Below are 25,085 nucleotides of genomic sequence, written 5' to 3'. Positions count from 1 at the left end.
TCCGGCCGTTGTGCTTTCTGCCTTTCCCATCATTGCATGCGATCGCCGCCAGGCGACCAAGGAGACACCATGACTTTCCAGGCAGTGCTGCTGACCCAGGCCGACGGCGCCACCCAGGCCAACCTCGCCACCCTCGACGAGGCCCAGTTGCCCGCCGACGGCGACGTGCTGGTTGCCGTCGATTACTCCACCATCAATTTCAAGGACGGCCTGGCCATCACGGGCCGCTCGCCGGTGGTGCGCAAGTGGCCGATGGTGGCTGGCATCGACGGCGCCGGCACGGTGCTGGAGTCCGCGCATCCGCGCTGGAAAGCCGGCGACAAGGTGGTGCTGAACGGCTACGGCGTGGGCGAGACCCACTGGGGCTGCCTGGCGCAGCGCGCGCGCCTGAAGGGCGACTGGCTGGTGCCGCTGCCCGCCGCCTTTACCACGCGCCAGGCCATGGCGATCGGCACCGCGGGCTATACCGCGATGCTGTCGGTACTGGCGCTGGAGCGCGGCGGCGTCAACGGTCCGGTGCGCCCGGGCGACGGCGAGGTGCTGGTGACCGGGGCCTCGGGCGGGGTGGGCTCGGTGGCGATCGCGCTGCTGAGCAAGCTGGGCTACAAGGTGGTGGCCTCCACCGGCAAGACGCGCGAGGCGGATTTCCTCAAGGCGCTGGGCGCCGACGACGTGATCGACCGTGCCGAGCTGGGCGTGCCCGGCAAGCCGCTGCAGAAGGAACGCTGGGCCGCGGTGATCGATTCGGTGGGCTCGCACACGCTGGTCAATGCGTGCGCGCAGGTGCGCTACGGCGGCGTGGTGACGGCATGCGGGCTGGCGCAAGGGCTGGACTTCCCGGGCTCGGTCGCGCCCTTCATCCTGCGCGGCATCACCCTGCACGGCATCGACAGCGTGATGGCGGCGATGCCGCTGCGCGAACAGGCCTGGCAGCGCCTGGCCAGCGACCTGGAGCTGGACCGGCTCAATGCGCTGACGCGCGAGATCGGCCTGGGCGAGGCCATCGAGGCCGGTCGCAAGATCATGGAAGGCGCCATGCGCGGGCGCGTGGTGGTGGATGTGAATCGCGGCTGAGCAGCACCAGGCCGTCTCACCGAGCCTCCCCGCGTCGGCGCTGCATGCAGGCGCCGACGTTACAATCCTGCCCATGACGCCGATCCGCTACGCCATCGCCCCGCTTCAGCCTGAAGCGCACTTGTTTGCCGTTACCGTCACCGTGAGCGAGCCCGATCCGGCCGGGCAGTGTTTCTCGCTGCCGGCGTGGATTCCCGGCAGCTACATGATCCGCGACTTCGCCCGCAATATCGTGCGCATCCGCGCCGACGCGGGCGGGCGCGAGGTCGCGCTGACCAAGCTCGACAAGCAGCGCTGGCAGGCCGCGCCGGTCGCCCTGGCCGACGGCCCGCTGACGCTCAGCTACGAGGTCTACGCGTGGGACCTGTCGGTGCGCGCCGCGCACCTGGACACGACCCATGGCTTCTTCAACGGCAGTTCGGTGTTCCTGTGCGTGGAGGGACAGGCCGAGCGGACGTGCACCGTCGACATCCATGCCCCCGCGGGCGAGGCCTACCGCGACTGGCGCGTGGCCACCGCCATGCGCGAGGCGCCCGGCCGCGACGGCGCCAAGCGCTACGGCTTCGGCCGCTACCAGGTGGCGGATTACGACGAGCTGGTCGACCACCCGGTCGAGATGGGCACCTTCCAGCTGGCCAGCTTCCGCGCCTGCGGCGCGCAGCACGACGTGGTCTTCACTGGCCGCGTGCCGCAGCTGGATCTCGAGCGCGTGTGCCGCGACCTGAAGCGCATCTGCGAGACCCAGATCCGGCTGTTCGAGCCCCGCACCGCACAGGCGCCGTTCCTGGACAGCAACCGGCGCTACGTGTTCATGACCATGGTCACCAGCGACGGCTACGGCGGCCTGGAACATCGCGCCAGCACCGCCCTGATCTGCTCGCGCAATGATTTGCCGGTGCGCGGCAACAGCGAGACCAGCGAGGGCTATCGCACCTTCCTCGGGCTGTGCAGCCACGAGTATTTCCACACCTGGAACGTCAAGCGCATCAAGCCGGCCGCGTTCGTGCCGTACCGGCTGGCGCAGGAAACCTACACCCCGCTGCTGTGGCTGTTCGAGGGCTTCACCAGCTACTACGACGACCTGGTGCTGGTGCGCTCGGGCTGCGTCACCGAGGCGCAGTATGTCGAGATGCTGGCCAAGACCTGGAACGGCGTGCTGCGTGGCAACGGCCGCACCAAGCAGAGCGTGGCCGAGAGCTCGTTCGACGCCTGGACCAAGTACTACCGGCAGGACGAGAACGCGCCCAACGCCATCGTCAGCTACTACACCAAGGGCGCGCTGGTGGCGCTGGCGCTGGACCTGACCATCCGCGACAAGACCCGTGGGCGGCGCTCGCTCGACGATGTCATGCGCGCGCTGTGGCGCGGCTATGGCCGCGGCTTCTATGCGCCGGACGCGGTGCAGCGCGGTGTCACCGAGGCCGAGGTCCATGCGCTGTTCGATGAGGTCACGGGCCTGCGCCTGGGGCCGCTGCTGCGCACGCTGACCGAAGGCACCGGCGAGCTGCCGCTGCCGGCACTGTTCAAGGCGTTCGGAATCAAGGCCGAGGCGCAGAAGCCGGCGCGCGCCGCCGCGCTGGGGATCAAGGTCAAGACCGAGGACGGCTGGGTGCGCGTGACCCAGGTGCTCGATGGCGGCGCCGCGCAGGCCGCGGGCCTGTCCGCCGGCGACCTGCTGGTGGCCGTCGACGGCCTGCGCGCGGCGCCGGGCCAGCTCGACAAGCTGCTGGCGCGCTACCGCACCGGCGACCGCATCGAGGTGCACGCGTTCCGCCATGACGAGCTGCAAGTCCTGCCGGTGACGCTGGCGCGCGAGCCGGCGGCGCAGTTCAAGCTCAAGCCGGAGGGCGGACGCCACGCGGCGCGCTCGCGCTGGCTGGGCCAGTGAGCTAGTCTTCTTCCGCGACACCAGCCACCGCCACCGCAGTCCACCGCCCCCGCTGCATGCAATACGCGCACGATCCCCGCACCTTCCTGTATTCGCACTATGTCTACCGGGGGCTGCGCTCGGCCACGGGCGTGATCGGCGCGACGCTGATCGCGCTGCACTTCAGCGACCTGCCCACCGCCATGGTGGTATCGATGGGCGCGCTGTGCACCAGCCTGATGGACCTGCCCAGCCCGCTGAACCACAAGTTCAACGAGATGCTGGCCAGCGTGCTGCTGTGCAGCGTGGTCACGCTGGTGGTGGCGCTGGCCACGCCGTTCCCGCGCGTGATGCCGTTCCTGCTGGTGCTGGTGACGTTCCTGGCCGGCATGATGACGGTGTACGGCAACAAGACGCTGCCGCTGCAGTTCGCGGCGCTGTTCGTGATGACGCTCACCATCAACGAAGACTTCCTGGTGCGACGCGCGCTGGAGCATGCGGCGCTGTTCAGCATCGGCGCGGTCGCCTACCTGGGCTACGCGATGCTGGTGAGCTGGATCACCGAGCGCCGCACCCGGCAGCAGGTGCTGGCCGAATCGCTGTACGAGCTGGCGGGCTACCTCGAGATCAAGGCCGGCTTTTACGACGCCGGCAATGACTTCGAGGCCCAGTTCAACCAGCTGGTGCGCCAGCAGATCGTGGTGGCCGAGCGCCAGCAGGCCGCGCGCGACCTGGTGCTGCGCGGCAACCGCACCCCGCACGACGGGCTGCTGGTGCAGGTGCACCTGCGCATGCTCGACCTGTACGAGTACATCCTGTCGACCAACACCGACTATCCGATGCTGCGCCAGACCTTCGCCGGCACGCCGGTGCTGGACCAGCTGCGCGGGCTGGTGATGCAGATGTGCAAGGACGTGGAAGAGATCGCCTACGAGGTCACGCGCGGGCGGGGCTCGTACGCCACGGTGGAATACCGCCAGGGCCTGCGCGCGGTCGAGGCGGAGATCGCGCAGCTGCGCCACCACCATATCAACCCGGCGGCGATGACGGCGCTGGTCGAGACCCTCGACATGATGCGCGGCGCGATCACGCTGATCGGCCAGCTGCACGAGGCCTCGCGCACCCCGGTGGAACCGGCCAAGGTGCTGCCCGGCTCGGACATGACGCCGTTCCTGACGCGCCAGAAGTACGAGCTGAGCGTGCTGCGCGACAACCTGAAGTGGCGCTCGCCGGCGTTCCGCTTTGCGCTGCGCGTCTCGATGGCGGTGGCGCTGGGGCTGTGGATCGCCGAGCGCCTGCCTTACGTGTCGCACAGCTACTGGATCCTGCTGACCATCATCGTGATCCTGAAGCCCAACTTCAGCATGACCAAGCAGCGCTACAACGACCGCGTGATCGGCACGCTGATCGGCTGCGTGGTTTCGGTCGCGATCCTGAGGGTGGTGCACCAGCCGCTGATCCTGCTGGGCGTGCTGTTCCTGTCGCTGGTGGCCAGCGCGGCATTTGTCACCATCAAGTACCGCTACACCGCGATCGCCGCCTGCATCCAGGTGCTGATCCAGATCCACCTGCTGATGCCGAACAGCCCCACCGTGGCGGGCGAGCGGCTGGTGGATACGGTGATCGGCGGCATCATCGCGTCGCTGTTCAGCTTCGTGCTGCCGAGCTGGGAGTACCGCGCCATCCCCAAGCTGGTGGAGAACGTGCTGCAGGCCAACCGCCGCTATATCGCCGCCACGCGCGACCTGCTGCTGCGCCGGGCCAAGGATGACTTTGCCTACCGCGTGCAGCGCAAGCAGTTCATGGACAACCTGTCGGCGCTGATCTCGTCGTTCCAGCGCATGCTGGACGAGCCCAAGAGCCGGCACCGCGCGGTGGACAACCTGAACCGCTTCATCGTGCAGAACTACCTGGTGGCCGCGCACGTGGCGGCGGCGCGCATCCAGGTGCGTCAGCACTACGAGGAACTCGATCTCCCGGCCGCCGAGGCCGCGATCGAGCAGGCCACCGAGGCCGCCAGCCACAGCCTGCAGGTGGCCAGCGAACGGCTGCACGCCGACGAGCGCGGCGGCGGCCGCGGCGCCGGCTTTATCCGCGGCGCCAAGGCGCCGGTGGAGCGCAAGGAGACCGTGCCCGCGGACGCGGACCGGCCGGTTGCCGTGGCAGCAGAGGCGGTGCCTGAAGCGGCTGCCGAAGCGGCCCCTGAAGCCGTCGTCGAAACCGTCAGCCCCGAAGCGGCCGAAGCCGCGGAAGACGCCGCCGCGGAACGCCGCGCGCGCCTGGCCGATTCCGCCGACAAGCGCCGCACCGACGCGCTGGTGCAGGCTGCCGCGGCGGGCGAGTCGAGCGAACAGGCAGGGGCGACATCCAGCTCCACCGGCCGCCCCGCCAACGCGGTGCTGGAACGCCGGCTGCGCGCGCTGCGCGAGGATGCGGCCAAGATCGCGCTGCGGACAGGGGCGATCGGGCGGGCGATGCGGGCGCGGTCGTAGCGGCTCGATCACGAACCGATAAGTTTCTCCCCTCTCCCGCTTGCGGAAGAGGGGAGTATTACCGGCGGCAGGGTTCAAGCGCCGTGGCCCACCCCCTCATCCTCCGGCAGCGTCAACCTCCCGCTGTTGTAGCTGTACTCGAAGATCTCCCCATACCGCCCCCATCCGATCGCCACGCTCAGCACGCGCTCGGCCTCCGCCGGCTTGAGGAACTGCTCCAGTTCCTCGAGCACCTGTTCCTCGCCGATCTCGCCCGCTTCGCTCGCCATCAGCTCGCGCCGCACATGCGCGGCCAGCGCGACGTTGGCAAGCAGTTGCCGGCCGAAGATGGCCTTGCGCTGCTGCGGCCCGGCGGCGTAGTAGGCGCGGCCCGCGTCTGTCGCGGTGATGTCGCCGGCCTCGATCGACACCAGCTGCACCAGCTGCAGCGCCTCGCAGGCCGGCAGCAGTTCGTCGTCGGTCAGGCCGGCCTCGTCGGCCAGGTGGGGCAGGTCGGCGCGGCCGTGGAAGGGCGCCTCGCACAGCAGGTCCAGGATGGCCTCCATCTGGCTGATATCGGCGTCCGGCAGGCGGTAGCCGATCTCGCGCGCCGGCGCGGGCACGCGCGCTTCGACCGCCGGGGCCGTCATCAGCGCGTAGATCTGGTCGACCAGCGCGCGCACCTGGGCGCTGTCGCGGTTGCGCGGGCGCGGCAGCGCCACCGGCACCTCGGCGCGGATGCGGCCGGGGTCGCTCGACAGGATCACGATGCGATCGGCCATCATCACCGCTTCTTCGATATTGTGCGAAACGATCAGGATGCTCTTGATGTTGGCGCGCCCGCTTTCCCACAGCGCCAGCATCTCGTCGCGCAGGGTCTCGCCGGTCAGCACGTCCAGCGCCGAGAACGCTTCATCCATCAGCAGCAGGTCGGGCTCGGTCACCAGCGCGCGCGCAATGCCCACGCGCTGGCGCATGCCGCCCGACAGCTCGCGCGGCAGCGCGCTGTTGAAGCCGGCCAGGCCGATCATGTCGATCGCGGCCTCGGCGCGGCGCTCGCGCTCGGCCCGGGGCACGCCCTGCGCCTCCAGCCCCAGCTCGACGTTCTGCTGCACCGTCAGCCACGGGAACAGCGCGAACGACTGGAACACCATGGCGATGCCTTCGGCGGTGCCGGCCAGGCGCTGGCCGCGAAATCGCACCTCGCCGCGGTCGGCGCCGACCAGCCCCGCCATGATGCGCAGCAGCGTGGACTTGCCCGAGCCGGACTTGCCCAGCATGGCGACGATCTCGCCCTCGCGCAGGGTCAGGTCCACGCCCTCGAGCACGGCGCGGTCGCTCTGGCTGGCGGTGCGGAAGATCTTGCCGACGCCGCGCAGTTCGATCACCGCCGCGGCGGTGGGGGGTGCAATGTTCTCTGCCATCGTTGCCTTGCCTTACAGGCGTGTGCGCTCCTGCGCAAGTTGGTACAGGCGGTTCCACAACAACCGGTTGAAGCCCACCACGAACAGCGCCATCACGCCGATGCCCAGCGCGATGCGCGGGAAGTCGCCGCGCGCGGTGGTCTCGGCGATATAGCTGCCGAGCCCGGTGGCGACGATGGTGCGATCGCCCCAGGTCACGTATTCGGACACGATGCTGGCGTTCCACGAGCCGCCCGCGGCCGTGACCAGGCCGGTCAGCAGGCTGGGGAAGACCGCCGGAATCAGGAAGCGCTTCCACAGCAGCCAGCCGCGCAGGCCGAAGTTGCGCGCGGCAAGCTTCAGCTCGGTGGGGATGCCCGACGCCCCCGCGATCACGTTGAACAGGATGTACCACTGGGTGCCGAAGATCAGCAGCGGGCTCAGCCAGATCTCGGGGTTCAGCCCGAAGCGCGCGATCAGCATCACCGCCAGCGGAAACATCAGGTTGGCCGGGAACGCCGCCAGGAACTGCGCGATCGGTTGCGCGATGCGCGCCAGCTCCGGGTTCAGGCCGATGCGGATGCCGATCGGCACCCACACCAGCGCCGCCAGCGCAATCAGCACGATCACGCGCGCCATGGTCAGCGTGCCGAGCCACAGCACATGGACGACTTCGGCCCAGCCCACCTCGCTGTGGACGAAATAGCCCAGGCGCAGCAGTGCGGCCAGCGCGACCAGCACGATCGCGGCGTCGCGCACCCGGCCGAGCCAGAGCGCCCGGCGCGGATCGGCCGGCCGGGCCGGTGCCGGCGCGCCAGTGCGCGCGCCCCACGCCAGCGTGCGCGAGGCCAGCGCCGCGGCCTGCGCCAGCAGCGCGCCCACCCACGCCGAGCGGCGCAGCAGGTCCAGCAGCCACGACTGCGGCAGCTTGTCCTGCGCCAGGGTCTCGAAGCGGAAGCGGTCGGCCCATGCCACCAGCGGGCGGAACAGCAACTGGTCGTACAGCAGGATGCCCACCAGCATCGCCACGATGGCCCAGCCGATCGCGGCCAGGTCCTGCTGCTGGATCGCCAGCGCGATGTAGGAGCCGATGCCGGGCAGCCGGATATCGTGGCCCGACACCGAGATCGCTTCGGACGCGACCACGAAGAACCAGCCGCCGGACATCGACATCATCATGTTCCACAGCAGTCCGGGCATGGCGTACGGCACTTCCAGCCGCCAGAAACGCTGCCACGCCGACAGCCGGAACATGGCTGCGGCCTCCAGCAGATCGCCCGGGATGGTGCGGAACGACTGGTACAGGCTGAACGCCATGTTCCAGGCCTGCGACGTGAAGATGGCAAAGATCGCCGCGCACTCCACCCCCGCCAGGTTGCCCGGAAAAAGCGCAATGAAGCCGGTCACGGTGATCGACAGGAAGCCCAGCACCGGGATCGACTGCAGGATGTCCAGCGCCGGCACCAGTACCTTCTCGGCGGTGCGGCTCTTGGACGCCAGCGCGGCAAAGGCCAGCGAGAACAGCAGCGACGCCGCCAGCGCGGCCAGCATGCGGATGCTGGTGCGCATCAGGTAGTAGGGCAGGTAAGCCACGTCCAGGTGTACCGCCAGCGGCTGGTCGGGACGGAACGGGACATTCATCTGCTGCGCGGCGAACGCGACCATCACGATCACGGCCAGGATGATCGGCAGCAGCGCCAGGTCGAAGCGATTGGGCGGGGCGCGCAGCAGCTGGCTGTCGAAGCCAGGGGCTGGCTGGGCCGCGTTGCGGTCGGCGGGTGGCATCATGGGCGCTTGTCGGGCTGTGTCGAGCTGGCAGGGCGCAGGCTTGTGGCCTGCCCCGGGTTCGCGGCCCCGGCGGACAATGGCAGAGCCCGCATGCCGCCGGCTTCATGCTGATCACGCCGGGCGGCGCGCATCCCCTGGTAACGCCCGGCATGGCGGTCTAGTTTACTTGGTGTCGATGACACAACGCGCACGCGTCGCGTGCGCTCGCGGGGAACCCACCATGAACAAGGCAACATGGCGCCTGGTCGCGCACGGGCGCGTGCAGGGCGTGGGCTATCGCGCCGCCTGCGCCGACGCGGCGGACGAACTCGGCCTGGGCGGCTGGGTGCGTAACCGGGCCGACGGCACCGTCGAGGTGATGGCGCACGGCACGCTCAGGCAGCTGGAAGCGCTGCAGGCGTGGATGGAGACGGGCCCGCCGGCGGCGCAGGTGACCTTTGTCGAGGTCGGGCGCGGGGAAGGGGAGTTTGCCGGCTTCGAGTTCCGGCCTACGGTCTAGCGGCCCGGTGGGCTAGGCAGCGGTCCAGTCGATCGCCGTGCGGCCATGGGTTTCGAGCCAGCGGTTGGCTTCGCGGAAGTGGCCGCAGCCGAGGAAGCCCCGGTGTGCCGACAACGGCGACGGGTGCGGCGCTTCCAGCACGCAGTGGCCCGCGCCCAGCAGCGGCTTCTTGGCCTGTGCATGGCTGCCCCACAGCATGAACACCAGGTGCGGCCGGCTGGCGGCAAGGTGCTGGATCAGGCAATCGGTGACGGCTTCCCAGCCGCGCCGCGCGTGGCTGGCGGCCTGGCCCTGCTCGACCGTCAGCACGGTATTGAGCAGCAGCACGCCCTGGCGCGCCCAGCCTTCCAGGTTGCCGGAGGTGCGCGGCGGGCAGTTGCCGTCGGCGCCGAATTCCGCGGCGATTTCCTTGAAGATGTTGCGCAGGCTGGGCGGCACCTTGATGCCTGCCGGCACCGAAAAGGCGAGACCGTGCGCCTGCGGCAGCTCGACGCCGCCGACCGTGCCGGTGCCGTGGTAAGGGTCCTGGCCCAGGATCACCACCTTGACCGCATCGGGCGGCGTCAGGTGCAGCGCGTGGAAGACATGGTGCGGAAACACCGGCTTGCCGGCGGCGCGTTCGCCGTCGACAAAGGCGGCCAGCTCGCGCCACGCCGGCACGGCGATGCAGGGCTCGAGCAAGGCGCGCCAGGCGGCGGGCAGGGCATCGGCCTGCGCTTGCAGGCTGGCGGCGGGAGAGGGTTCGCCGGGGGCGCGAGGCGCTTCGGCAAAGAGATCGGCTTGCATGCTGGGAATGCGCGGCGGGAAAACCGCGATTATGACGCCTTGCCCTCGGCGATTCCGGCCAGGCGATAGCCGCGCGCCGCCTTGCTCAGGTCCGAGGGCGCCAGTGACACCACGGCGGCAAGCCGTGCGGCTAAGGCGCGCAGCGCATCGGCGGCGTGCGCGGCATCGCCGTCGAGCCATTCCAGCTCGAGTTCCTGGATGCGCTCCTGCGCGGCACTGGCCGGCGCGGTGATGGTGCCGGTGTCGAGCGCGGCTTCGATGCGCGCGCCGTCCTGCGTGACGATCCAGCTGCGGCGGACGAAGTCGGTGCGGAACACCGGCGTCAGGCTGCCGATCATCGGCGCCAGCACGGCTTGTGCCTCGGCCGGAAAAGCTTGCAACTCGATCGCATCGCCGGCGATGGCGGTCTCCCACTCGTGCCGCGTAGCCAGTCCACCCTGGCTGCTGCCGGCGGTCTTCAGCGTCTGCAGCCACTGCGCGCCCTTGCGCCGCAGGCGCAGCGCGGCGCGCGCCTGCGCCAGGTCGCGCCGGGCCGTGTCGAGATAGACATTGAGCAGCGTGGCCTCGCCTTGCGGCTGGCCGTTGGCGTCGAGCCAGGCGGCCAGCGGGGCAAGGGCGGCGTCGGGGACGGCGAGCTTGAGTTCGATTTCCTGGGGCATGGTGGGTGCGAGTCAGCCAAACAACCGCGCCAGCTCCACCCCCGGGTCCTTCGCCCGCATGAACGCCTCGCCCACCAGGAACGCATGCACATCCGCGTCGCGCATGCGCTGCACATCGCCGGGGCCGAGGATGCCGGACTCGGTCACCACCAGCTTGTCGGCCGGCATCCGCGGCAGCAGCTCGAGGGTGTTGTCCAGCGAGACCTCGAAGGTGCGCAGGTTGCGGTTGTTCACGCCCAGCAGCGGCGTCTTCAGCCGCAGCGCCACGTCGAGTTCGTCGCCGCCATGGACTTCCACCAGCACGTCCATGCCGAGCTCGTGCGCGCAGGCTTCCAGGTCGGCCATCAGTCCCGGATCCAGCGCCGCGACGATCAGCAGGATGCAGTCGGCGCCCCAGGTGCGCGCTTCATAGACCTGGTACAGGTCGACCATGAAGTCCTTGCGCAGCGCCGGCAGCGGGCAGGCGCCGCGGGCGCGCTTCAGGTAGTCGGCGTGGCCCTGGAAGAAATGCTCGTCGGTCAGCACCGACAGGCAGGCTGCGCCGTGGGCGGCGTAGCTCTCGGCGATGGCCTCGGGCAGGAACTGCTCGCGCAGCACGCCCTTGGACGGCGAGGCCTTCTTGATCTCGGCGATCACGCCGGCGTGGCCGGCGGCAATCTTGTCGCGCAGCGCGCGCTCGAAGCCGCGCGGCGCGAAGCCGGCCTCGGTACGCAGGCTTTCGGCCTCGGCGCGCAGGCTGGGCAGGTCGCGCCGCTTGCGCGCGGCGGCGACTTCGTCGGCCTTTACAGCCAGGATTTTCTGCAGGATGTCGGACATATCGGCGTCTCTTATTTGAACTGCTGCGTGGCCCGCACGAAGGTGTCGAGCTTCTGCCGGGCCGCGCCGCTGGCGATGGCTTCGCGCGCGCGGCGGATGCCGTCCTCGACCGAGTCCGCCACGTTGGCGGCGTACAGCGCGGTGCCTGCGTTCAGCGTCACGATCTCGCGCGGCGTGCCGGGGGCGTTGGACAGCGCCTCGAGCAGCATGTCCTTCGACTCGGCGGCATCGGCCACCTTCAGGCCGCGGTTGGAGATCATCGACAGGCCGAAGTCCTCGGGGTGGATCTCGTACTCGCGCACTTCGCCGTCCTTCAGTTCGCCCACCAGCGTCGCGGCACCGAGCGAGACCTCGTCCATGCCGTCCTTGCCGTACACCACGATGGCGTGCTGCGCGCCCAGGCGCTGCATCACCCGCACCTGGATGCCGACCAGGTCGGGATGGAACACGCCCATCAGGATGTTGGGCGCATCGGCCGGATTGGTCAGCGGCCCCAGGATATTGAAGATGGTGCGCACGCCCATTTCCTTGCGGATCGGCGCGACGTTCTTCATTGCCGGGTGGTGCGTGGGCGCGAACATGAAGCCGATGCCGGTCTCTTCGATGCACTGGCCGACCTGCTCGGGCGTGAGCATGATGTTCACGCCCAGCGCCTCCAGCACGTCGGCGCTGCCCGACTTGGAGCTGACGCCGCGGTTGCCGTGCTTGGCGATCTTCGCCCCGGCGGCGGCGGCAACGAACATCGACGCGGTCGAGATATTGAAGGTGTGCGAGCCGTCGCCGCCGGTGCCGACGATATCGACGAAGTTCCCGCGATCCGTGATCGACCCGAGCGGCACCTTGTTGGCGAACTCGCGCATCACCTGCGCGGCCGCGGAGATCTCGCCGATGGTTTCCTTCTTGACGCGCAGCCCGGTCAGGATCGCGGCGGCCATTACCGGCGAGATCTGGCCCTGCATGATCTGCCGCATCAGGTGCAGCATCTCGTCATGGAAGATTTCGCGGTGTTCGATGCAGCGCGTCAGGGCTTCTTGCGGCGTGATCATGGCGTTCTCGTTGGCAGTCTGCGGGGTGGGTGCGGTGGCGTGGTGGGGGCTGGCAGGCGCGGAATCGAGCAGTCTCATCGCGGCGCCTTGACGAAGTTGGCCAACATCGCATGGCCGTGCTCGGACAGGATCGACTCGGGATGGAACTGCACGCCTTCGACGGCGAGCGTCTTGTGGCGCACGCCCATGATCTCGCCGTCCGGGGTCCAGGCGGTGATCTCCAGGCAATCGGGCAGGGTCTCGCGCTCGATCGCCAGCGAATGATAGCGCGTCACGTCGAAGTGCCTGGGCAGCCCGCTGAACACGCCTTGCTGCGTGGTCTCGATGGTGCTGACCTTGCCGTGCATCACCTGCTTGGCGCGGATCACCTTGCCGCCGAAGGCCTCGCCGATGGCCTGGTGGCCCAGGCACACGCCCAGCATGGGGATCTTGCCGGCGAAGTGCTGCAGCGCCGCCACCGAAATGCCGGCCTCCTTCGGGCTGCACGGGCCGGGCGACACGCAGATATGGTCGGGCTTCAGTGCCTCGATTTCCTCGATGGTGATCTCGTCGTTGCGATAGGTGCGCACGTCCACGCCCAGTTCGCCGAAGTACTGGACCAGGTTGTAGGTGAACGAATCGTAGTTGTCGATCATCAGCAGCATGGCGTCTGTCTCCTGTTCTCTCAGATGTCGGAGTCCAGGCCATCCTGGACCTGCTCGGCGGCGCGGATCACGGCGCGCGCCTTGGCCTCGGTTTCCCTCCATTCGGCTTCGGGGTCCGAGTCGGCGACGATGCCGGCGGCGGCCTGCACATAGAGGTTGCCGTCCTTGACGATGCCGGTGCGGATGGCGATGGCCAGGTCCATCTCGCCGCCGAACGACAGGTAGCCCACCGCGCCGCCATAGATGCCGCGCTTGCGCGGCTCCAGCTCGTCGATGATCTCCATCGCATGGACCTTGGGCGCGCCCGACAGCGTGCCGGCCGGGAAGGTCGCGCGCAGCACGTCGAGGTTGCTCATGCCCTCGCGCAGCGTGCCCTCGACCGAGCTGACGATATGCTGCACGTGCGAGTATTTCTCGATCACCATCTTGTCGGTGACCTTGACCGAACCGGTCTCGGCAATGCGGCCGATGTCATTGCGCGCCAGGTCGATCAGCATCACGTGCTCGGCAATCTCCTTCGGGTCGTTGAGCAGCTCGGTCGCCAGCTGCGTGTCCTTGTCCGGCGTATTGCCGCGCGGGCGCGTGCCGGCCAGCGGGCGGATGGTGACGATGTGTTCGCTGCGGGTGTCGCTGTTGGTGCCGACCTTGCGCTCTTCCTGGCGCACCAGGATCTCGGGCGAGGCGCCCACCACCTGGAAGTCGCCGAAGTTGTAGAAGTACATGTACGGCGACGGATTCAGCGAGCGCAGCGCGCGGTACAGCGACAGCGGCGCGTCGCGGTAGGGCTTGACCAGGCGCTGGCCGATCTGCACCTGCATCATGTCGCCGGCCATGATGTATTCCTTGGCCTTGTGCACCGCGGCCAGGTAGTCGGCCTTGGCGAACTCGCGGTAGACCTCGGTCTGCACCGACGGGCTGGTCACCGGCACGTCGACCGGCTGGCGCAGCTTCATGCGCAGCTCGCGCAGGCGCTGGCGCGCGCGGGAATAGGCCTCGGGCGTGGTCGGGTCGGCGTAGACGATCAGGTAGAGCTTGCCCGACAGGTTGTCGATCACCGCCAGCTCTTCGCACAGCAGCAGCTGGATGTCGGGCAGGTTCAGGTCGTCGGGCTTCTGTGTGTTGGCGAGCTTCTTCTCGATATAGCGCACCGCGTCGTAGCCGAAGTAGCCCGCCAGGCCGCCGCAGAAGCGGGGCAGGCCGGGGCGCAGCGCCACCTTGAAGCGCTTTTCGAACGCGGCGATGAAGTCCAGCGGATTGCCTTCGTGGGTTTCCACCACCTTGCCGTCGGTCACCACCTCAGTGCGGTTGCCGAACGCGCGCAGCAGCGTGCGGGCATGCAGGCCGATGAAGGAATAGCGCCCGAAGCGCTCGCCGCCGACCACCGATTCCAGCAGGAAGGTGTTGACGCCGCGGGTCTGCGACTGGGCCAGCTTCAGGTACAGCGACAGCGGTGTTTCCAGGTCGGCAAAGGCTTCGGCGATCAGCGGGATGCGGTTGTAGCCCTGGTCGGCCAGCGATTTGAATTCCAGTTCGGTCATGTCGGTCCTCTTGTTCGGCCCGCGCCGCGGGCGATGGCAGGCGCGGTGCCGCTTGTCGGCAGAGTTGGCTGGAGCGTATGGGAATTCCGCCCCGGTTGCGGACCGTGATGCAGCCAGCTTGCGGACAAGGCTGCACACGGCCGGAAGGAGGGCGTGCGGCGCGTTCTTGAGCTAAACGTAGCAGAGAAATGACTACGCTGGCTTTTGGCGGGTTTGGGTGGTGATGTCCGGCATGGCTGGTCGCCTGGGCCGGTGGTGGCAACGCCTTCGGATCGAAGGCGTGTCAGCAGACTCGCGAACGCACTTTACGCCTGTTGGGAGGCGCGCCAGCGACGCCAGGGCCAGGCCTGCCGATCACTGCCAGAAAAGATGCGTTTGCGGTTGAGAAACATTGAAGGTTCAGGATTTGGTCGGGATCGACGGGCTATCGATGACCGGCCCAGTGTGCGGCAAAAAGCGCTGCGGCATGGGCAATGGAGTCGACTATACCATCGGCGTCGACGCCTTGTACAGGGTTGCCATGGTTGTAGCCATAGGGCACCAGCAGCACTCCCATGCCGGCCGCGCGGGCTGCCTGCGCGTCGTTTTCGGAGTCGCCCAGCGCTGCCATCGCCGACGCCTCCAGGCCGAAGGCGTCGGCCACTTTCAGCAGCGGGAACGGGTCGGGCTTGCGCAGGGGGAAGGCATCGCCGCCATAGACCAGTTCGAAGTACTGGGCCAGGCCGGTCTTGGCCAGCAGCGGCTCGGTGAAGCTGTAAGGCTTGTTGGTCACGCAGGCCAGGCGCAGCCCGGCCGCCTTCATCGCCGCCAGGCCTTCGCGCACGCCCGGGTAGACCTGCGAGAACTGGCCGTTGATGCGGATGTACTCGCGGTCGTACAGCGCGTAGGCATCGGCAAAGAGGCCGTTGGCGTGCAGCGGCGAAAAGCGTGCGTCGAGCACCCGCCGGATCAGGTTTTCCGAGCCCTTGCCGACGTAGCTGACGATCTCCTGCTCTGACATCGGTGCCACCGGCCCCAGGTTGGGGTGCTGGCGGCCCAGCGTCAGCAGCATGGCGTTGATCGACGCATGGAAGTCGCCTGCGGTGTCGACCATGGTGCCGTCCAGGTCGACGATCACGCCTTCGATGCCGCGCCAGTCGGCGCGGCGCAGCGCCACGCCCGCGGTCATCGGGCGGCCTTGGCCAGTTCGCCGCGCAGCGCCGAGATGATGCCGCGGTAGCCGCCGTCGGCGTCCGGCTTGCCGAATACTGCCGAGCCGGCCACGAAGGTGTCGGCGCCGGCCGCGGCGATCTCGGCAATGTTGTCGACCTTCACGCCGCCGTCCACTTCCAGCAGGATGGCGCGGCCGGTGCGCGCGGTGTAGGCGTCGATGCGCTGGCGCACGGCGCGCAGCTTGTTCAGCGTCTCGGGGATGAACGACTGGCCGCCGAAGCCCGGGTTGACCGACATCAGCAGGATCACGTCCAGGCGGTCCATCACGTGGTCCAGGTGGTGCAGCGGCGTGGCCGGGTTGAACACCAGGCCGGCCTGGCAGCCGTGGTCGCGGATCAGCGCGAGCGAGCGGTCGACGTGTTCGCTGGCCTCGGGGTGGAAGGTGATGATATTGGCGCCGGCCTTGGCAAAGTCGGGGATGATCCGGTCCACCGGGCGCACCATCAGGTGCACGTCGATGGGGGCGGTCACGTGGGGGCGGATCGCCTCGCACACCAGCGGACCCACGGTCAGGTTGGGCACGTAATGGTTGTCCATCACGTCGAAGTGGATCCAGTCGGCGCCAGCCTCGGTCACGCGGCGCACTTCCTCGCCCAGGCGGGCAAAGTCGGCTGACAGGATGGAAGGGGCGATGCGGAAGGTGGGCTGGGTCATGGTGGCGCGCGGTGAATGCAGGGAATGCTGTTATCGCCGCTGGCAGCGGGCCGCGGGCGCCACCGCCAGGCCGCGAACACCAGCAGGGCGGCAAGTGCGGCAAGGGCGGCCGGGGCCACGGCGGGCGGCACGGCGTTGAAAGACCGCTATTCTACGCCCGCCCGGGGCGATCGCGGCCGGCCGCGCCGGACCCGCGCTCTTGCCCGTCCCGCGCCCATCCCGCACAATGCGGCTACCCATTTCCCTGCCGGCCGGTCCCGCCGCCGGCCCTGCCCAAATGAGCGAGTACGCCTTCTCCGTGTCGGTGCGCACCCAATACCTGCCTGACCAGTCCGACCCCGAGCGCGGGCGCCATGCCTTCGCCTACACCATCACCATCCACAATACCGGCGAGGTCGCGGCACAGCTGATCTCGCGCCACTGGATCATCACGGACAGCGACAACGGCACGCAGGAAGTCGCCGGGCTGGGGGTGGTCGGCCACCAGCCGCTGCTCAAGCCGGGCGAGCATTTCGAGTACACCAGCTGGGCCACGATCTCGACCCCGGTGGGCTCGATGAAGGGCGAATACTTCTGCGTGGCCGAGGACGGCCACCGCTTCGAGGTGCCGATTCCTGAATTCGCGCTGGTGCTGCCGCGCATGCTGCACTGAACGTGCCGGGAACCTACGGCCGCGGTGCGCTGTCCTGATCCTGCTGCGGCGCTGGCGGCTCTGCCTGCGCCGGCTGCTGGCGCGACGGATGTTCCGACGGCGCGCGGGTGGGACGCGGATGCTTTTTTGCCGTGCCCATGGTCCAGACCACGATAAAGATCAGCAGGAACAGCGCCACGCCGGCTTCCAGGGCGAACAGCAGCATGGGATGGGCTTCGAAGAACTTGCTCATGGCAGATGCAGCGCGGCCCGCGGGGGCGCAGGCGGTGGTTGACGGATGACGGTGGCATTGTAGGGGCAATCCGGCGCCATGCGGCGCCCCAGGCTGCGCCCCTGAGAACTTTGAACAATAGCAAGATGGCATACGCGGACGCTTTCCCGACTTTCCAGGTTTCCCAGGTTTCTTCCCGGCCGGTGCGCCGCCTGCGCGGCTGGCTCGCGCTGGCCGGCGCCGCGGTGCTGCTGGCCGGCTGCATGAGCGGCCCGCCGCCGCGCATCGAGACCACCCCGTCTGGCACCGCGCCGCCGACGGCGTCGTCGCAGAAGGGCCGGCTACAGGCGGCCAGCTGGGCCGAGATCGGCGGCTGGGCGCAGGATGATGTGCGCGCCGCCTGGCCGGCGCTGCAGCAAAGCTGCCAGGCGCTGAAGAAGCGCGCGGAATGGAGCCGCGCCTGCGCCGCCGGCATGATGGTCAATGCCGGCGACATCAACGCCATGCGCGCGTACTTCGAAAGCAACTTCCAGCCCTACCGCGTGGTCAACGGCGACGGCACCGACAGCGGCCTGATCACCGGCTACTACGAGCCGATCCTGCATGGCTCGCGCACACGCCAGGGCAGGTTCCAGGTGCCGCTGTACCGCAAGCCGGCGCAGTTCGGCAACCGCGCGCTGCCGGCGCGCGCCGAGCTGCTGCAGAACCCGGCCATGCGCGGCAACGAACTGGTCTGGGTCGACGACGCGGTCGAGGCTGCCTTCCTGCAGATCCAGGGCTCGGGCCGCATCCGCATGGCGGATGGCAGCGTGATGCGCGTGGGTTTCGGCGGCACCAACGACCAGCCGTTCCGCTCGTTCGGCAAGTGGCTGCTCGACCGCGGCGAGATCACCCCGGCGCAGGCGACCATGCAGGGCATCAAGGCGTGGGCGCGGGCCAACCCGGGGCGCGTCGAGGAGATGCTGAACATCAACCCGCGCTTTGTCTTCTTCCGCGAGCTGCCGCCGAACAATGACGGCCCGGTGGGCGCGCTGGGCGTGCCGCTGACCGCGGAGCGCTCGATCGCGGTCGACCCGGCCACGATCCCGCTGGGCGTGCCGGTGTTCCTGTCGACCACGCGCCCGCTGTCGACCGAGCCGATCCAGCGCCTGATGTTCGCTCAGGATACCGGCAGCGCCATCAAGGGCGGCGTGCGTGCGGACTTCTTCTGGGGCGCCGGCGATGCCGCCGGCGAGACCGCCGGACGGATGAAGCAGGGCGGCAGGATGTGGGTGCTGATGCCGCGCAGCTAGCAGGTAGCACGGGGTGCCCCCTCTCCCGCAAGCGGGCGAGGGCGGCAAGATCAGCGGATTCAGCGGCTGCGCTGATCCACGATCCGCCTGGCCTTCCCCACCGACCGCTCGATTCCGCCTTCCGGCAGCACCTCGATCCCCGCGGTCACGCCGATATAAGACTTGATCTCGTGCGCGAGCCGCTCGCGCGCGGGCTGCGCCAGCGCCGTGTCGCTGCCATGCGCGCATTCGACCCGCACCGTCAGCGTATCGAGGTGGCCTTCCTTGGCCAGCACGCACTGGTAGTGCGGCGCCAGCTCGGCGTGCCTGAGGATCAGTTCCTCGATCTGCGACGGAAACACGTTGACGCCGCGCACGATCATCATGTCGTCGGTCCGGCCGGTGACCTTCTCCATGCGGCGAAATGCCGCGCGTGCCGTGCCCGGCAGCAACCGGGTCAGGTCGCGCGTACGGTAGCGCACCACCGGCATGGCTTCCTTGGTCAGCGAGGTGAACACCAGTTCGCCGAACTCGCCGTCGGGCAGCACCGCGCCGGTGTCGGGGTCGATGACCTCCGGGTAGAAATGGTCTTCCCAGATGGTGGGGCCGTCCTTGGTCTCGGCGCATTCGTTGGCCACGCCCGGCCCCATCACTTCCGACAGGCCGTAGATATCGACCGCCGAAATGCCCATGCGCTTCTCGATCGCCAGCCGCATCTCCGGCGTCCACGGCTCGGCGCCGAAGATGCCCACGCGCAGCGAGGTGCTGGCCGGGTCGATGCCCTGGCGCTCGAATTCGTCGGCGATCGCCAGCATGTAGCTGGGGGTCACCATGATCACTTCCGGCTTGAAGTCCTGGATCAGCTGCACCTGCCGCTCGGTCTGCCCGCCGCCGAACGGGATCGCGGTCAGGCCGGCCTTCTCGACCCCGTAGTGCGCGCCCAGTCCGCCGGTGAAGAGTCCGTAGCCGTAGCTGATATGCACCTTGTCGCCGCGCCGCGCGCCCGAGGCGCGGATCGAGCGCGCCATCACCGTGGCCCAGTTGTCGATGTCCTGCAGCGTGTAGCCGACCACGGTCGGCTTGCCGGTGGTGCCCGAGGAGGCATGGATGCGCGCCACCCGGTCCTGCGGCACCGCGAACATGCCGAACGGGTAGTTGTCGCGCAGGTCTTGCTTGCTGGTGAACGGAAAGCGGGCCAGGTCGGCCAGCGCTTGCAGCTGGTCCGGGTGCACGCCGGCCTCGTCGAACTTGCGCCGGTAGACCGGCGAATTGGCGTAGGCGTGGTGGAGCGACCATCTCAGGCGCTCCAGCTGCAACGCCTGCAGCTCGGCGCGGCTGGCGGTCTCGATCGGGTCCAGGGGCAGATCGGTCAGGCGCGTGCTCATGGGGTCTCCTGCACGGGGGGCGTTGGTCTTCAGTATCTTGCCGGGGCTGGCTCAGGCGCCTTCGGTTGCGTCGGGCGGCGGTACCACGTGTCCCTTGATTTGCGCCGACTTGCCGCGGAACATCGCCACCACCTGGCCCGCGGCGTTGGTCACGCGGATATCGTAGATGCCGTGCCGGCCGGACAAAACCTGCTCGGTGGCCTCGGCGGTGAGCACGTCGCCGCCATGCACGGGCCGCAGGAACTCGATGCTGCAGCCCGCTGCCACGGTGTTGATGTTATGGCTGTTGCAGGCAAAAGCGAAGGTCGAATCGGCCAGCGTGAACATCAGGCCGCCATGGCAGATGCCGTGGCCGTTGAGGAATTCCTTGCGCACCGGCATGGTCAGCCGGGCAAAGCCCGGCCCCACCGCGTCGACCGTGATGCCAAGCCAGCGGCTGCAGGTGTCGGCTTCATACATCGCGGCCGCGGCGGCTTCCGCGAGGGCCTGGGGGTCCTGTTTCAAGCTGGTCTCCTGTCAGGGAATGCGGGGCGGGCCCGCGGTCTACTTGCCGGTGAAGTGCGGGGCGCGCTTGGCGAGGAAGGCGTTGACCCCCTCGGCATAGTCGGCGGACTGGCCAAGCTCCCGCTGCAGGTCGCGTTCGAGATCTAGCTGGGCGTCGAGCGTGGCCGTGGCGCTGGCATACATGGCGCGCTTGATCGCGGCCAGCGCGCGCGTCGGCTGCGCGGCCAGGTGGGTGGCCAGCGCCAGCGCCTGTTCCGGCAGCAGCGGGTCGTCCATGGTCTGCCACACCAGGCCCCAGGTTTCGGCCTCCTCGGCGCTCAGGCGCTCGCCGGTCATGGCCAGGCCCAGTGCGCGCGCCATGCCGATGCGCTGCGGCAGCAGCCAGGTGCCGCCCGAATCCGGTACCAGCCCGATCTTGACGAAGGCCTGGATAAAGCTGGCGGAGCGCGCCGCCAGCACCATGTCACAGGCCAGCGCCAGGTTCGCGCCGGCACCAGCCGCGGTGCCGTTGACCGCCGCTACCACCGGCAGCGGCAGGGCCTGCAGGCGTCGGATCAGCGGATTGAACCAGGTGTCGATCAGCTCGCCCAGGTCGGTCATGTGCCCCGGCGTGAAATCCAGGTCGGCCAGGTCCTGGCCGGCGCAGAAACCGCGGCCCGCGCCCGTCAGCAGCAGGGCACGGGCGCCGCCGGCCTCGACATGGTCGAGCGCCTGCTGCAGCGCCTGGTGCATGGCGCGGGTGAAGCTGTTGAGCTTGTCGGGACGATTGAGCGTGATGACCGCGACCGGACCCTGCCATGCCAGCAGGATGGGTCCGCTCTCGATGCTGACCGGCTGGCCAGCGGGCGTGGACGTCGGGGGCATTGTTTGTCTCCTGCCGGTGGAATCGAGGACTCCGGAACTCGCGGGCGGTGCGGTCGGTACGGGCTCGGGTCTCTAAAATAAACCGACCAGTCGGTCGGGCAATGTTAGCACTAATTTCTACCCGCTGGCGAGGTGGGATTGGGCGCGAATGCCGGCCAGTCCGCAATGCCGGCCTGCGGTACCGCTCTATAATCGCGCTGCCAACAACAATCTGAAAACCCGCCGGCCTGCGCAAGCGAAGCCTGGCGCGCTCTCCCATCGCATTGGAAATCCTATGAAGAAGTTTGCCGCATTGCTCCTGATTTCATCCGTCGCGCTGTTCGCCGCGTGCGGCAAGAAAGAATCCGCCCCCGCGCCGGCTGCCGGCACGGAAACGGCTGCCAAGATCATCGTGGGCCTGGACGACAATTTCCCGCCGATGGGTTTCCGCGATGCCAACAATGAGCTGGTCGGCTTCGATATCGACATGGCCAAGGAGGCCAGCCGCCGCCTGGGCATGACGGTCGAGTTCAAGCCGATCGACTGGAGCGCCAAGGAGGCGGAGCTGAACGGCAAGCGCGTCGATGTGCTGTGGAACGGGCTGACCATCACCGAAGAGCGCAAGAAGAACATCAGCTTTACCGCGCCCTACATGACCAACCACCAGATCGTCATCGTCGGCGCCCAGTCGCCGGTGAAGGCCAAGGCCGACCTGGCTGGCCGCACCGTCGGCGCCCAGGACGGCAGCAGCGCGGTGGATGCCATCAAGAAGGAAACCCAGATTGCCGCGAGCCTGAAGGAACTCAAGACCTTCGGCGATAACGTGACGGCGCTGATGGACCTGTCGGCGGGCCGCCTCGACGCGATCGTGGTCGATGAAGTGGTGGGCCGCTACCTGATCAGCAAGCGTGCCGGCGAATACCGCGTGCTGGAGGAAAACTTCGGCACCGAGGACTACGGCGTCGGCGTGCGCAAGGATGACGCCGAACTGCTCGGCAAGCTCGACCAGACCCTGGCGTCGATGAAGCAGGACGGCACCGCGGCGCGTATCGCCACCCAGTGGTTTGGTGCCGACATCACCAAGTAATCCAGACCTGGCGTGACACCCCTCGCGGTTGGGGCGAGGGGCACGCCAACTCCGGACCCGTTTGCCGGGCATCCCGGAGGCCTTACCTCCTTCTGTACGCGCGAGCATGGATTACGTCTTATCTCTTCTGCTGCCGCTGGCGCAGGGTGCCAAAGTCACGCTGTCGCTGTTCGCCATCACGCTAGCCCTGTCGGTGCCGCTCGGGCTTGCGCTGGCACTGGCACGCATTTCGTCATGGCCGCTGCTGAGCGGCCTGGTCAACGGCTATATCTGGCTGATGCGCGGTACGCCGCTGATGCTGCAGATGCTGTTCATCTATTTCGCGCTGCCGTTCGTGCCGGTCATCGGCGTGCGGCTGCCTGATTTTCCCGCGGCAGTGGTGGCCTTCGCGCTCAACTACGCCGCGTACTTCGCCGAAATCTTCCGCGCCGGGATCAAGTCCGTCGACCGCGGCCAGTACGAGGCCAGCAAGGCGCTGGGCATGACCTACTTCCAGACCATGCGCCGCGTCGTGCTGCCGCAGATGGTCAGCCGCGTGCTGCCGCCGGTCAGCAATGAAACCATTACGCTGATCAAGGACACCTCGCTGATCTACGTGCTGGCGCTCAACGACATCCTGCGCACCGCGCGCGGCATCGTGCAGCGCGATTTCACCACCACGCCTTTCCTCGTCGCCGCGCTTTTCTACCTGGTGATGACGCTGATTCTGACCTGGTTCTTCCAGAATCTAGAAAAACGCTATGCCAAACATGATGACTAGCCCGAACGGCGCCCCTTCCCACGATGCGTCCGGCGTCATGATCGCGGCACGGGACATCTATAAGTCGTTCGGACCGTTGCAGGTCTTGCGCGGCGTTTCGCTGACCTTGCGCAAGGGCGACGTCACCGCGGTGATCGGCCCGTCGGGCTCGGGCAAGAGCACCTTGCTGCGCTGCCTGAACCATCTCGAGGTGATCGACCGCGGCGCCCTGCACATCGAGGGCGAAACGCTGGCCGCCGCCGGCCCCGACGGTGCGGCCCGCTATGTGGCGGACGCCGAAGTGCGCCGCATCTGCCGCAAGATGGGCATGGTGTTCCAGTCGTTCAACCTGTTTCCGCACATGACGGTGCTGCAGAACATCATCGAGGCGCCCGTGACCGTCAAGGGGCTGCGGCGCGATGCGGTGATTCCGAAGGCAGAGGAACTGCTGCGCAAGGTCGGCCTGCTGGCCAAGCGCGACAGCTATCCGGCGCGGCTGTCCGGCGGCCAGAAGCAGCGCGTGGCAATCGCGCGCGCGCTGGCGATGGAACCCGACATCATGCTGTTCGACGAACCGACCTCGGCGCTGGATCCGGAACTGACCGGCGAGGTGCTGCGCACCATGCGGCAGCTGGCGGAGGAGCATATGACCATGCTCGTCGTCACCCATGAAATGGGGTTTGCGCGGGAAGTGGCGAACCACGTCGTGTTCATGGACGAGGGCCGGATTCTGGAGGAAGGCCCTCCCGGCGAAGTGTTCGGAGCGCCGGCCCACGCGCGCACCCGCGAATTCCTGGCGCACATGCTCTAGCCGGCGCCGCCACGCCGCAACCGATGGCAGAATAGCCCGCAGCCGGTGGCGACATGCCATCCGCCTGACCACACATAGATAGGAGAAGACATGCCGTACGAAAACATCCTGGTCGAGACCCGCGGCCGCGTTGGCCTGGTCACGCTGAACCGTCCGAAGGCCCTGAATGCGCTCAATGATGCGCTGATGGATGAACTGGGCGCCGCGCTGACCGCCTTCGACCAGGATGACGGTATCGGCGCCATCGTCATCACCGGCAGCGAGCGTGCCTTCGCCGCCGGCGCCGATATCGGCATGATGGCCCAGTACTCCTTCATGGACGTCTACAAGGGCGACTACATCACCCGCAACTGGGAAACCATCCGCAAGATCCGCAAGCCGGTCATCGCGGGCGTGGCCGGTTATGCGCTTGGCGGCGGCTGCGAACTGGCGATGATGTGCGACATCATCATCGCGGCGGACTCGGCCAAATTCGGCCAGCCCGAGGTCAAGCTCGGCACCATGCCCGGCGCGGGCGGCACGCAGCGCCTGCCGCGCGCGGTTTCCAAGGCGAAGGCGATGGACCTGTGCCTGACCTCCCGCATGATGGACGCCGCCGAAGCCGAGCGCTCCGGCCTGGTGTCGCGCGTGGTGCCGGCCGACAAGCTGCTGGAAGAAGTGCTGGCGGCGGCAGAGACCATCGCCGGGTTCTCGCTGCCGGTGGTCATGATGATCAAGGAATCGGTCAACGCGGCCTACGAGACCACGCTGGCAGAGGGCGTTCACTTCGAGCGTCGCCTGTTCCACGCCACCTTCGCCACCGAAGACCAGAAGGAGGGCATGGCCGCCTTTGTCGAGAAGCGCAGCCCGGATTTCCAGCACCGTTAAGCGCCGGGATCAGGGAATACCCGAGGCTGGAGCAGGGGTATTGCCTCGTTTTGATCACGTGCCAGGGCGATTTCCCGTTGCCGTTCAAGGCCTTACGCGAGAACCGCGGGAACGTTTAGCGCATCGTCGTGACAAAGGTGTTGCAAGGGCGGCGAAACCGGCCTACTATTCGCCCCCTCGCAACACAACGCGGCCCCTGCAAGGCAGGCGCAGCAAGGGTTGCGGGGTCGGCCGGGAGGTTGGCGCAGCGAGGTTCGC

Annotated in this window: 24 protein-coding genes; 10 read left to right on the top strand and 14 right to left on the bottom strand. The window is 68.3% G+C overall.

Annotation, left to right across the window (positions count from 1 at the left end):
• The first annotated feature begins 69 nt into the window (after positions 1 to 69).
• The 3 genes from acuI to FHX60_RS26850 all read left to right on the top strand — a co-directional run bounded on the left by acuI (position 70) and on the right by FHX60_RS26850 (position 5,433).
• Positions 70 to 1,074, top strand: coding sequence for an acrylyl-CoA reductase (NADPH) (acuI, locus tag FHX60_RS26860; protein ID WP_112776767.1), 1,005 nt, complete (start codon positions 70 to 72; stop codon positions 1,072 to 1,074).
• 73 nt (positions 1,075 to 1,147) lie between these two features.
• Entirely contained in the window at positions 1,148 to 2,962 is a 1,815-nt protein-coding gene (locus FHX60_RS26855; RefSeq protein ID WP_183285124.1) for a M61 family metallopeptidase, read from the top strand.
• 56 nt (positions 2,963 to 3,018) lie between these two features.
• Complete coding sequence (locus FHX60_RS26850; RefSeq protein WP_183285123.1) at positions 3,019 to 5,433, top strand: FUSC family protein; 2,415 nt, start codon at positions 3,019 to 3,021, stop codon at positions 5,431 to 5,433.
• Positions 5,434 to 5,507: 74 nt separating this feature from the next.
• On the opposite strand, the gene FHX60_RS26845 is transcribed toward FHX60_RS26850, so the two are convergent.
• Both FHX60_RS26845 and FHX60_RS26840 read right to left on the bottom strand, forming a co-directional pair.
• A complete protein-coding gene (locus FHX60_RS26845; protein WP_183285122.1) occupies positions 5,508 to 6,836 on the bottom strand; it encodes an ABC transporter ATP-binding protein in 1,329 nt (442 codons plus the stop codon).
• Positions 6,837 to 6,848: 12 nt separating this feature from the next.
• Positions 6,849 to 8,603, bottom strand: coding sequence for an ABC transporter permease (locus FHX60_RS26840; RefSeq protein ID WP_183285121.1), 1,755 nt, complete (start codon positions 8,601 to 8,603; stop codon positions 6,849 to 6,851).
• 220 nt (positions 8,604 to 8,823) lie between these two features.
• On the opposite strand from FHX60_RS26840, the gene FHX60_RS26835 reads away from it, so the two are divergent.
• The gene (locus tag FHX60_RS26835; RefSeq protein WP_092317960.1) at positions 8,824 to 9,102 is read left to right on the top strand and encodes an acylphosphatase; all 279 of its coding nucleotides are present in this window, start codon (positions 8,824 to 8,826) and stop codon (positions 9,100 to 9,102) included.
• A 12-nt stretch (positions 9,103 to 9,114) separates the two neighbouring features.
• Here the strand turns inward: FHX60_RS26835 and FHX60_RS26830 are convergent, their stop codons facing one another.
• The 8 genes from FHX60_RS26830 to rpe form a co-directional block, all read right to left on the bottom strand.
• Complete coding sequence (locus FHX60_RS26830; protein WP_183285120.1) at positions 9,115 to 9,888, bottom strand: uracil-DNA glycosylase; 774 nt, start codon at positions 9,886 to 9,888, stop codon at positions 9,115 to 9,117.
• A gap of 29 nt (positions 9,889 to 9,917) precedes the next feature.
• On the bottom strand, positions 9,918 to 10,547 hold the full coding sequence (locus FHX60_RS26825) for a CYTH domain-containing protein (RefSeq protein WP_183285119.1): 630 nt from the start codon (positions 10,545 to 10,547) through the stop codon (positions 9,918 to 9,920).
• 12 nt (positions 10,548 to 10,559) lie between these two features.
• Positions 10,560 to 11,363 (bottom strand): indole-3-glycerol phosphate synthase TrpC, encoded by an 804-nt coding sequence (gene trpC, locus FHX60_RS26820; RefSeq protein WP_112776774.1) that lies wholly within the window; start codon positions 11,361 to 11,363, stop codon positions 10,560 to 10,562.
• A gap of 11 nt (positions 11,364 to 11,374) precedes the next feature.
• Positions 11,375 to 12,409, bottom strand: a complete 1,035-nt coding sequence (trpD, locus tag FHX60_RS26815; protein ID WP_112776789.1) for an anthranilate phosphoribosyltransferase — start codon at positions 12,407 to 12,409, stop codon at positions 11,375 to 11,377.
• A 74-nt stretch (positions 12,410 to 12,483) separates the two neighbouring features.
• A complete protein-coding gene (locus tag FHX60_RS26810) occupies positions 12,484 to 13,053 on the bottom strand; it encodes an aminodeoxychorismate/anthranilate synthase component II (protein WP_092317948.1) in 570 nt (189 codons plus the stop codon).
• Between the two features lie 20 nt (positions 13,054 to 13,073).
• Entirely contained in the window at positions 13,074 to 14,591 is a 1,518-nt protein-coding gene (gene trpE, locus FHX60_RS26805; protein WP_183285118.1) for an anthranilate synthase component I, read from the bottom strand.
• A 424-nt stretch (positions 14,592 to 15,015) separates the two neighbouring features.
• Positions 15,016 to 15,759, bottom strand: a complete 744-nt coding sequence (gene gph / locus FHX60_RS26800; RefSeq protein WP_183285117.1) for a phosphoglycolate phosphatase — start codon at positions 15,757 to 15,759, stop codon at positions 15,016 to 15,018.
• Positions 15,756 to 16,457: a ribulose-phosphate 3-epimerase gene (gene rpe / locus FHX60_RS26795; RefSeq protein WP_183285116.1), complete on the bottom strand. Its 702-nt coding sequence runs from the start codon at positions 16,455 to 16,457 to the stop codon at positions 15,756 to 15,758. The genes gph and rpe overlap by 4 nt, the downstream gene beginning before the upstream one ends.
• Before the next feature lie 277 nt (positions 16,458 to 16,734).
• Between rpe and apaG the strand changes: the two genes are divergently transcribed.
• Positions 16,735 to 17,109 carry a Co2+/Mg2+ efflux facilitator ApaG/CorD gene (apaG, locus tag FHX60_RS26790; protein ID WP_012353991.1) on the top strand — a complete coding sequence of 125 codons (375 nt, stop codon included), beginning with the start codon at positions 16,735 to 16,737 and terminating at the stop codon, positions 17,107 to 17,109.
• Between the two features lie 13 nt (positions 17,110 to 17,122).
• Here the strand turns inward: apaG and FHX60_RS26785 are convergent, their stop codons facing one another.
• Positions 17,123 to 17,341 carry a hypothetical protein gene (locus tag FHX60_RS26785; protein WP_112776778.1) on the bottom strand — a complete coding sequence of 73 codons (219 nt, stop codon included), beginning with the start codon at positions 17,339 to 17,341 and terminating at the stop codon, positions 17,123 to 17,125.
• A 125-nt stretch (positions 17,342 to 17,466) separates the two neighbouring features.
• Between FHX60_RS26785 and mltA the strand changes: the two genes are divergently transcribed.
• Complete coding sequence (mltA, locus tag FHX60_RS26780) at positions 17,467 to 18,612, top strand: murein transglycosylase A (protein ID WP_183285115.1); 1,146 nt, start codon at positions 17,467 to 17,469, stop codon at positions 18,610 to 18,612.
• A gap of 59 nt (positions 18,613 to 18,671) precedes the next feature.
• Here mltA and paaK read toward each other — a convergent pair whose 3' ends face one another.
• The 3 genes from paaK to paaG are packed head-to-tail and all read right to left on the bottom strand — an operon-like array spanning position 18,672 to position 21,344.
• Positions 18,672 to 19,976 (bottom strand): phenylacetate--CoA ligase PaaK, encoded by a 1,305-nt coding sequence (paaK, locus tag FHX60_RS26775; RefSeq protein WP_183285114.1) that lies wholly within the window; start codon positions 19,974 to 19,976, stop codon positions 18,672 to 18,674.
• Between the two features lie 51 nt (positions 19,977 to 20,027).
• Positions 20,028 to 20,480, bottom strand: coding sequence for a hydroxyphenylacetyl-CoA thioesterase PaaI (gene paaI / locus FHX60_RS26770; protein ID WP_183285113.1), 453 nt, complete (start codon positions 20,478 to 20,480; stop codon positions 20,028 to 20,030).
• Between the two features lie 39 nt (positions 20,481 to 20,519).
• On the bottom strand, positions 20,520 to 21,344 hold the full coding sequence (gene paaG, locus FHX60_RS26765; RefSeq protein ID WP_092317924.1) for a 2-(1,2-epoxy-1,2-dihydrophenyl)acetyl-CoA isomerase PaaG: 825 nt from the start codon (positions 21,342 to 21,344) through the stop codon (positions 20,520 to 20,522).
• A gap of 274 nt (positions 21,345 to 21,618) precedes the next feature.
• Between paaG and FHX60_RS26760 the strand changes: the two genes are divergently transcribed.
• From FHX60_RS26760 to FHX60_RS26745, 4 genes are all read left to right on the top strand, one after another.
• Positions 21,619 to 22,410 carry an amino acid ABC transporter substrate-binding protein gene (locus tag FHX60_RS26760; protein ID WP_183285112.1) on the top strand — a complete coding sequence of 264 codons (792 nt, stop codon included), beginning with the start codon at positions 21,619 to 21,621 and terminating at the stop codon, positions 22,408 to 22,410.
• Between the two features lie 106 nt (positions 22,411 to 22,516).
• Entirely contained in the window at positions 22,517 to 23,170 is a 654-nt protein-coding gene (locus tag FHX60_RS26755) for an amino acid ABC transporter permease (protein ID WP_092317918.1), read from the top strand.
• A gap of 37 nt (positions 23,171 to 23,207) precedes the next feature.
• Positions 23,208 to 23,960, top strand: coding sequence for an amino acid ABC transporter ATP-binding protein (locus tag FHX60_RS26750; RefSeq protein WP_183285154.1), 753 nt, complete (start codon positions 23,208 to 23,210; stop codon positions 23,958 to 23,960).
• A 90-nt stretch (positions 23,961 to 24,050) separates the two neighbouring features.
• Positions 24,051 to 24,827 carry an enoyl-CoA hydratase gene (locus FHX60_RS26745; RefSeq protein WP_183285111.1) on the top strand — a complete coding sequence of 259 codons (777 nt, stop codon included), beginning with the start codon at positions 24,051 to 24,053 and terminating at the stop codon, positions 24,825 to 24,827.
• Positions 24,828 to 25,085 lie beyond the last annotated feature (258 nt).

The organism is Cupriavidus alkaliphilus (genome assembly GCF_014191175.1).
Classification (GTDB): Bacteria; Pseudomonadota; Gammaproteobacteria; order Burkholderiales; family Burkholderiaceae; genus Cupriavidus; species Cupriavidus alkaliphilus.
Note: the sequence above shows the minus strand (reverse complement) of the source record. Positions and strands in the feature narration are given on the sequence as shown.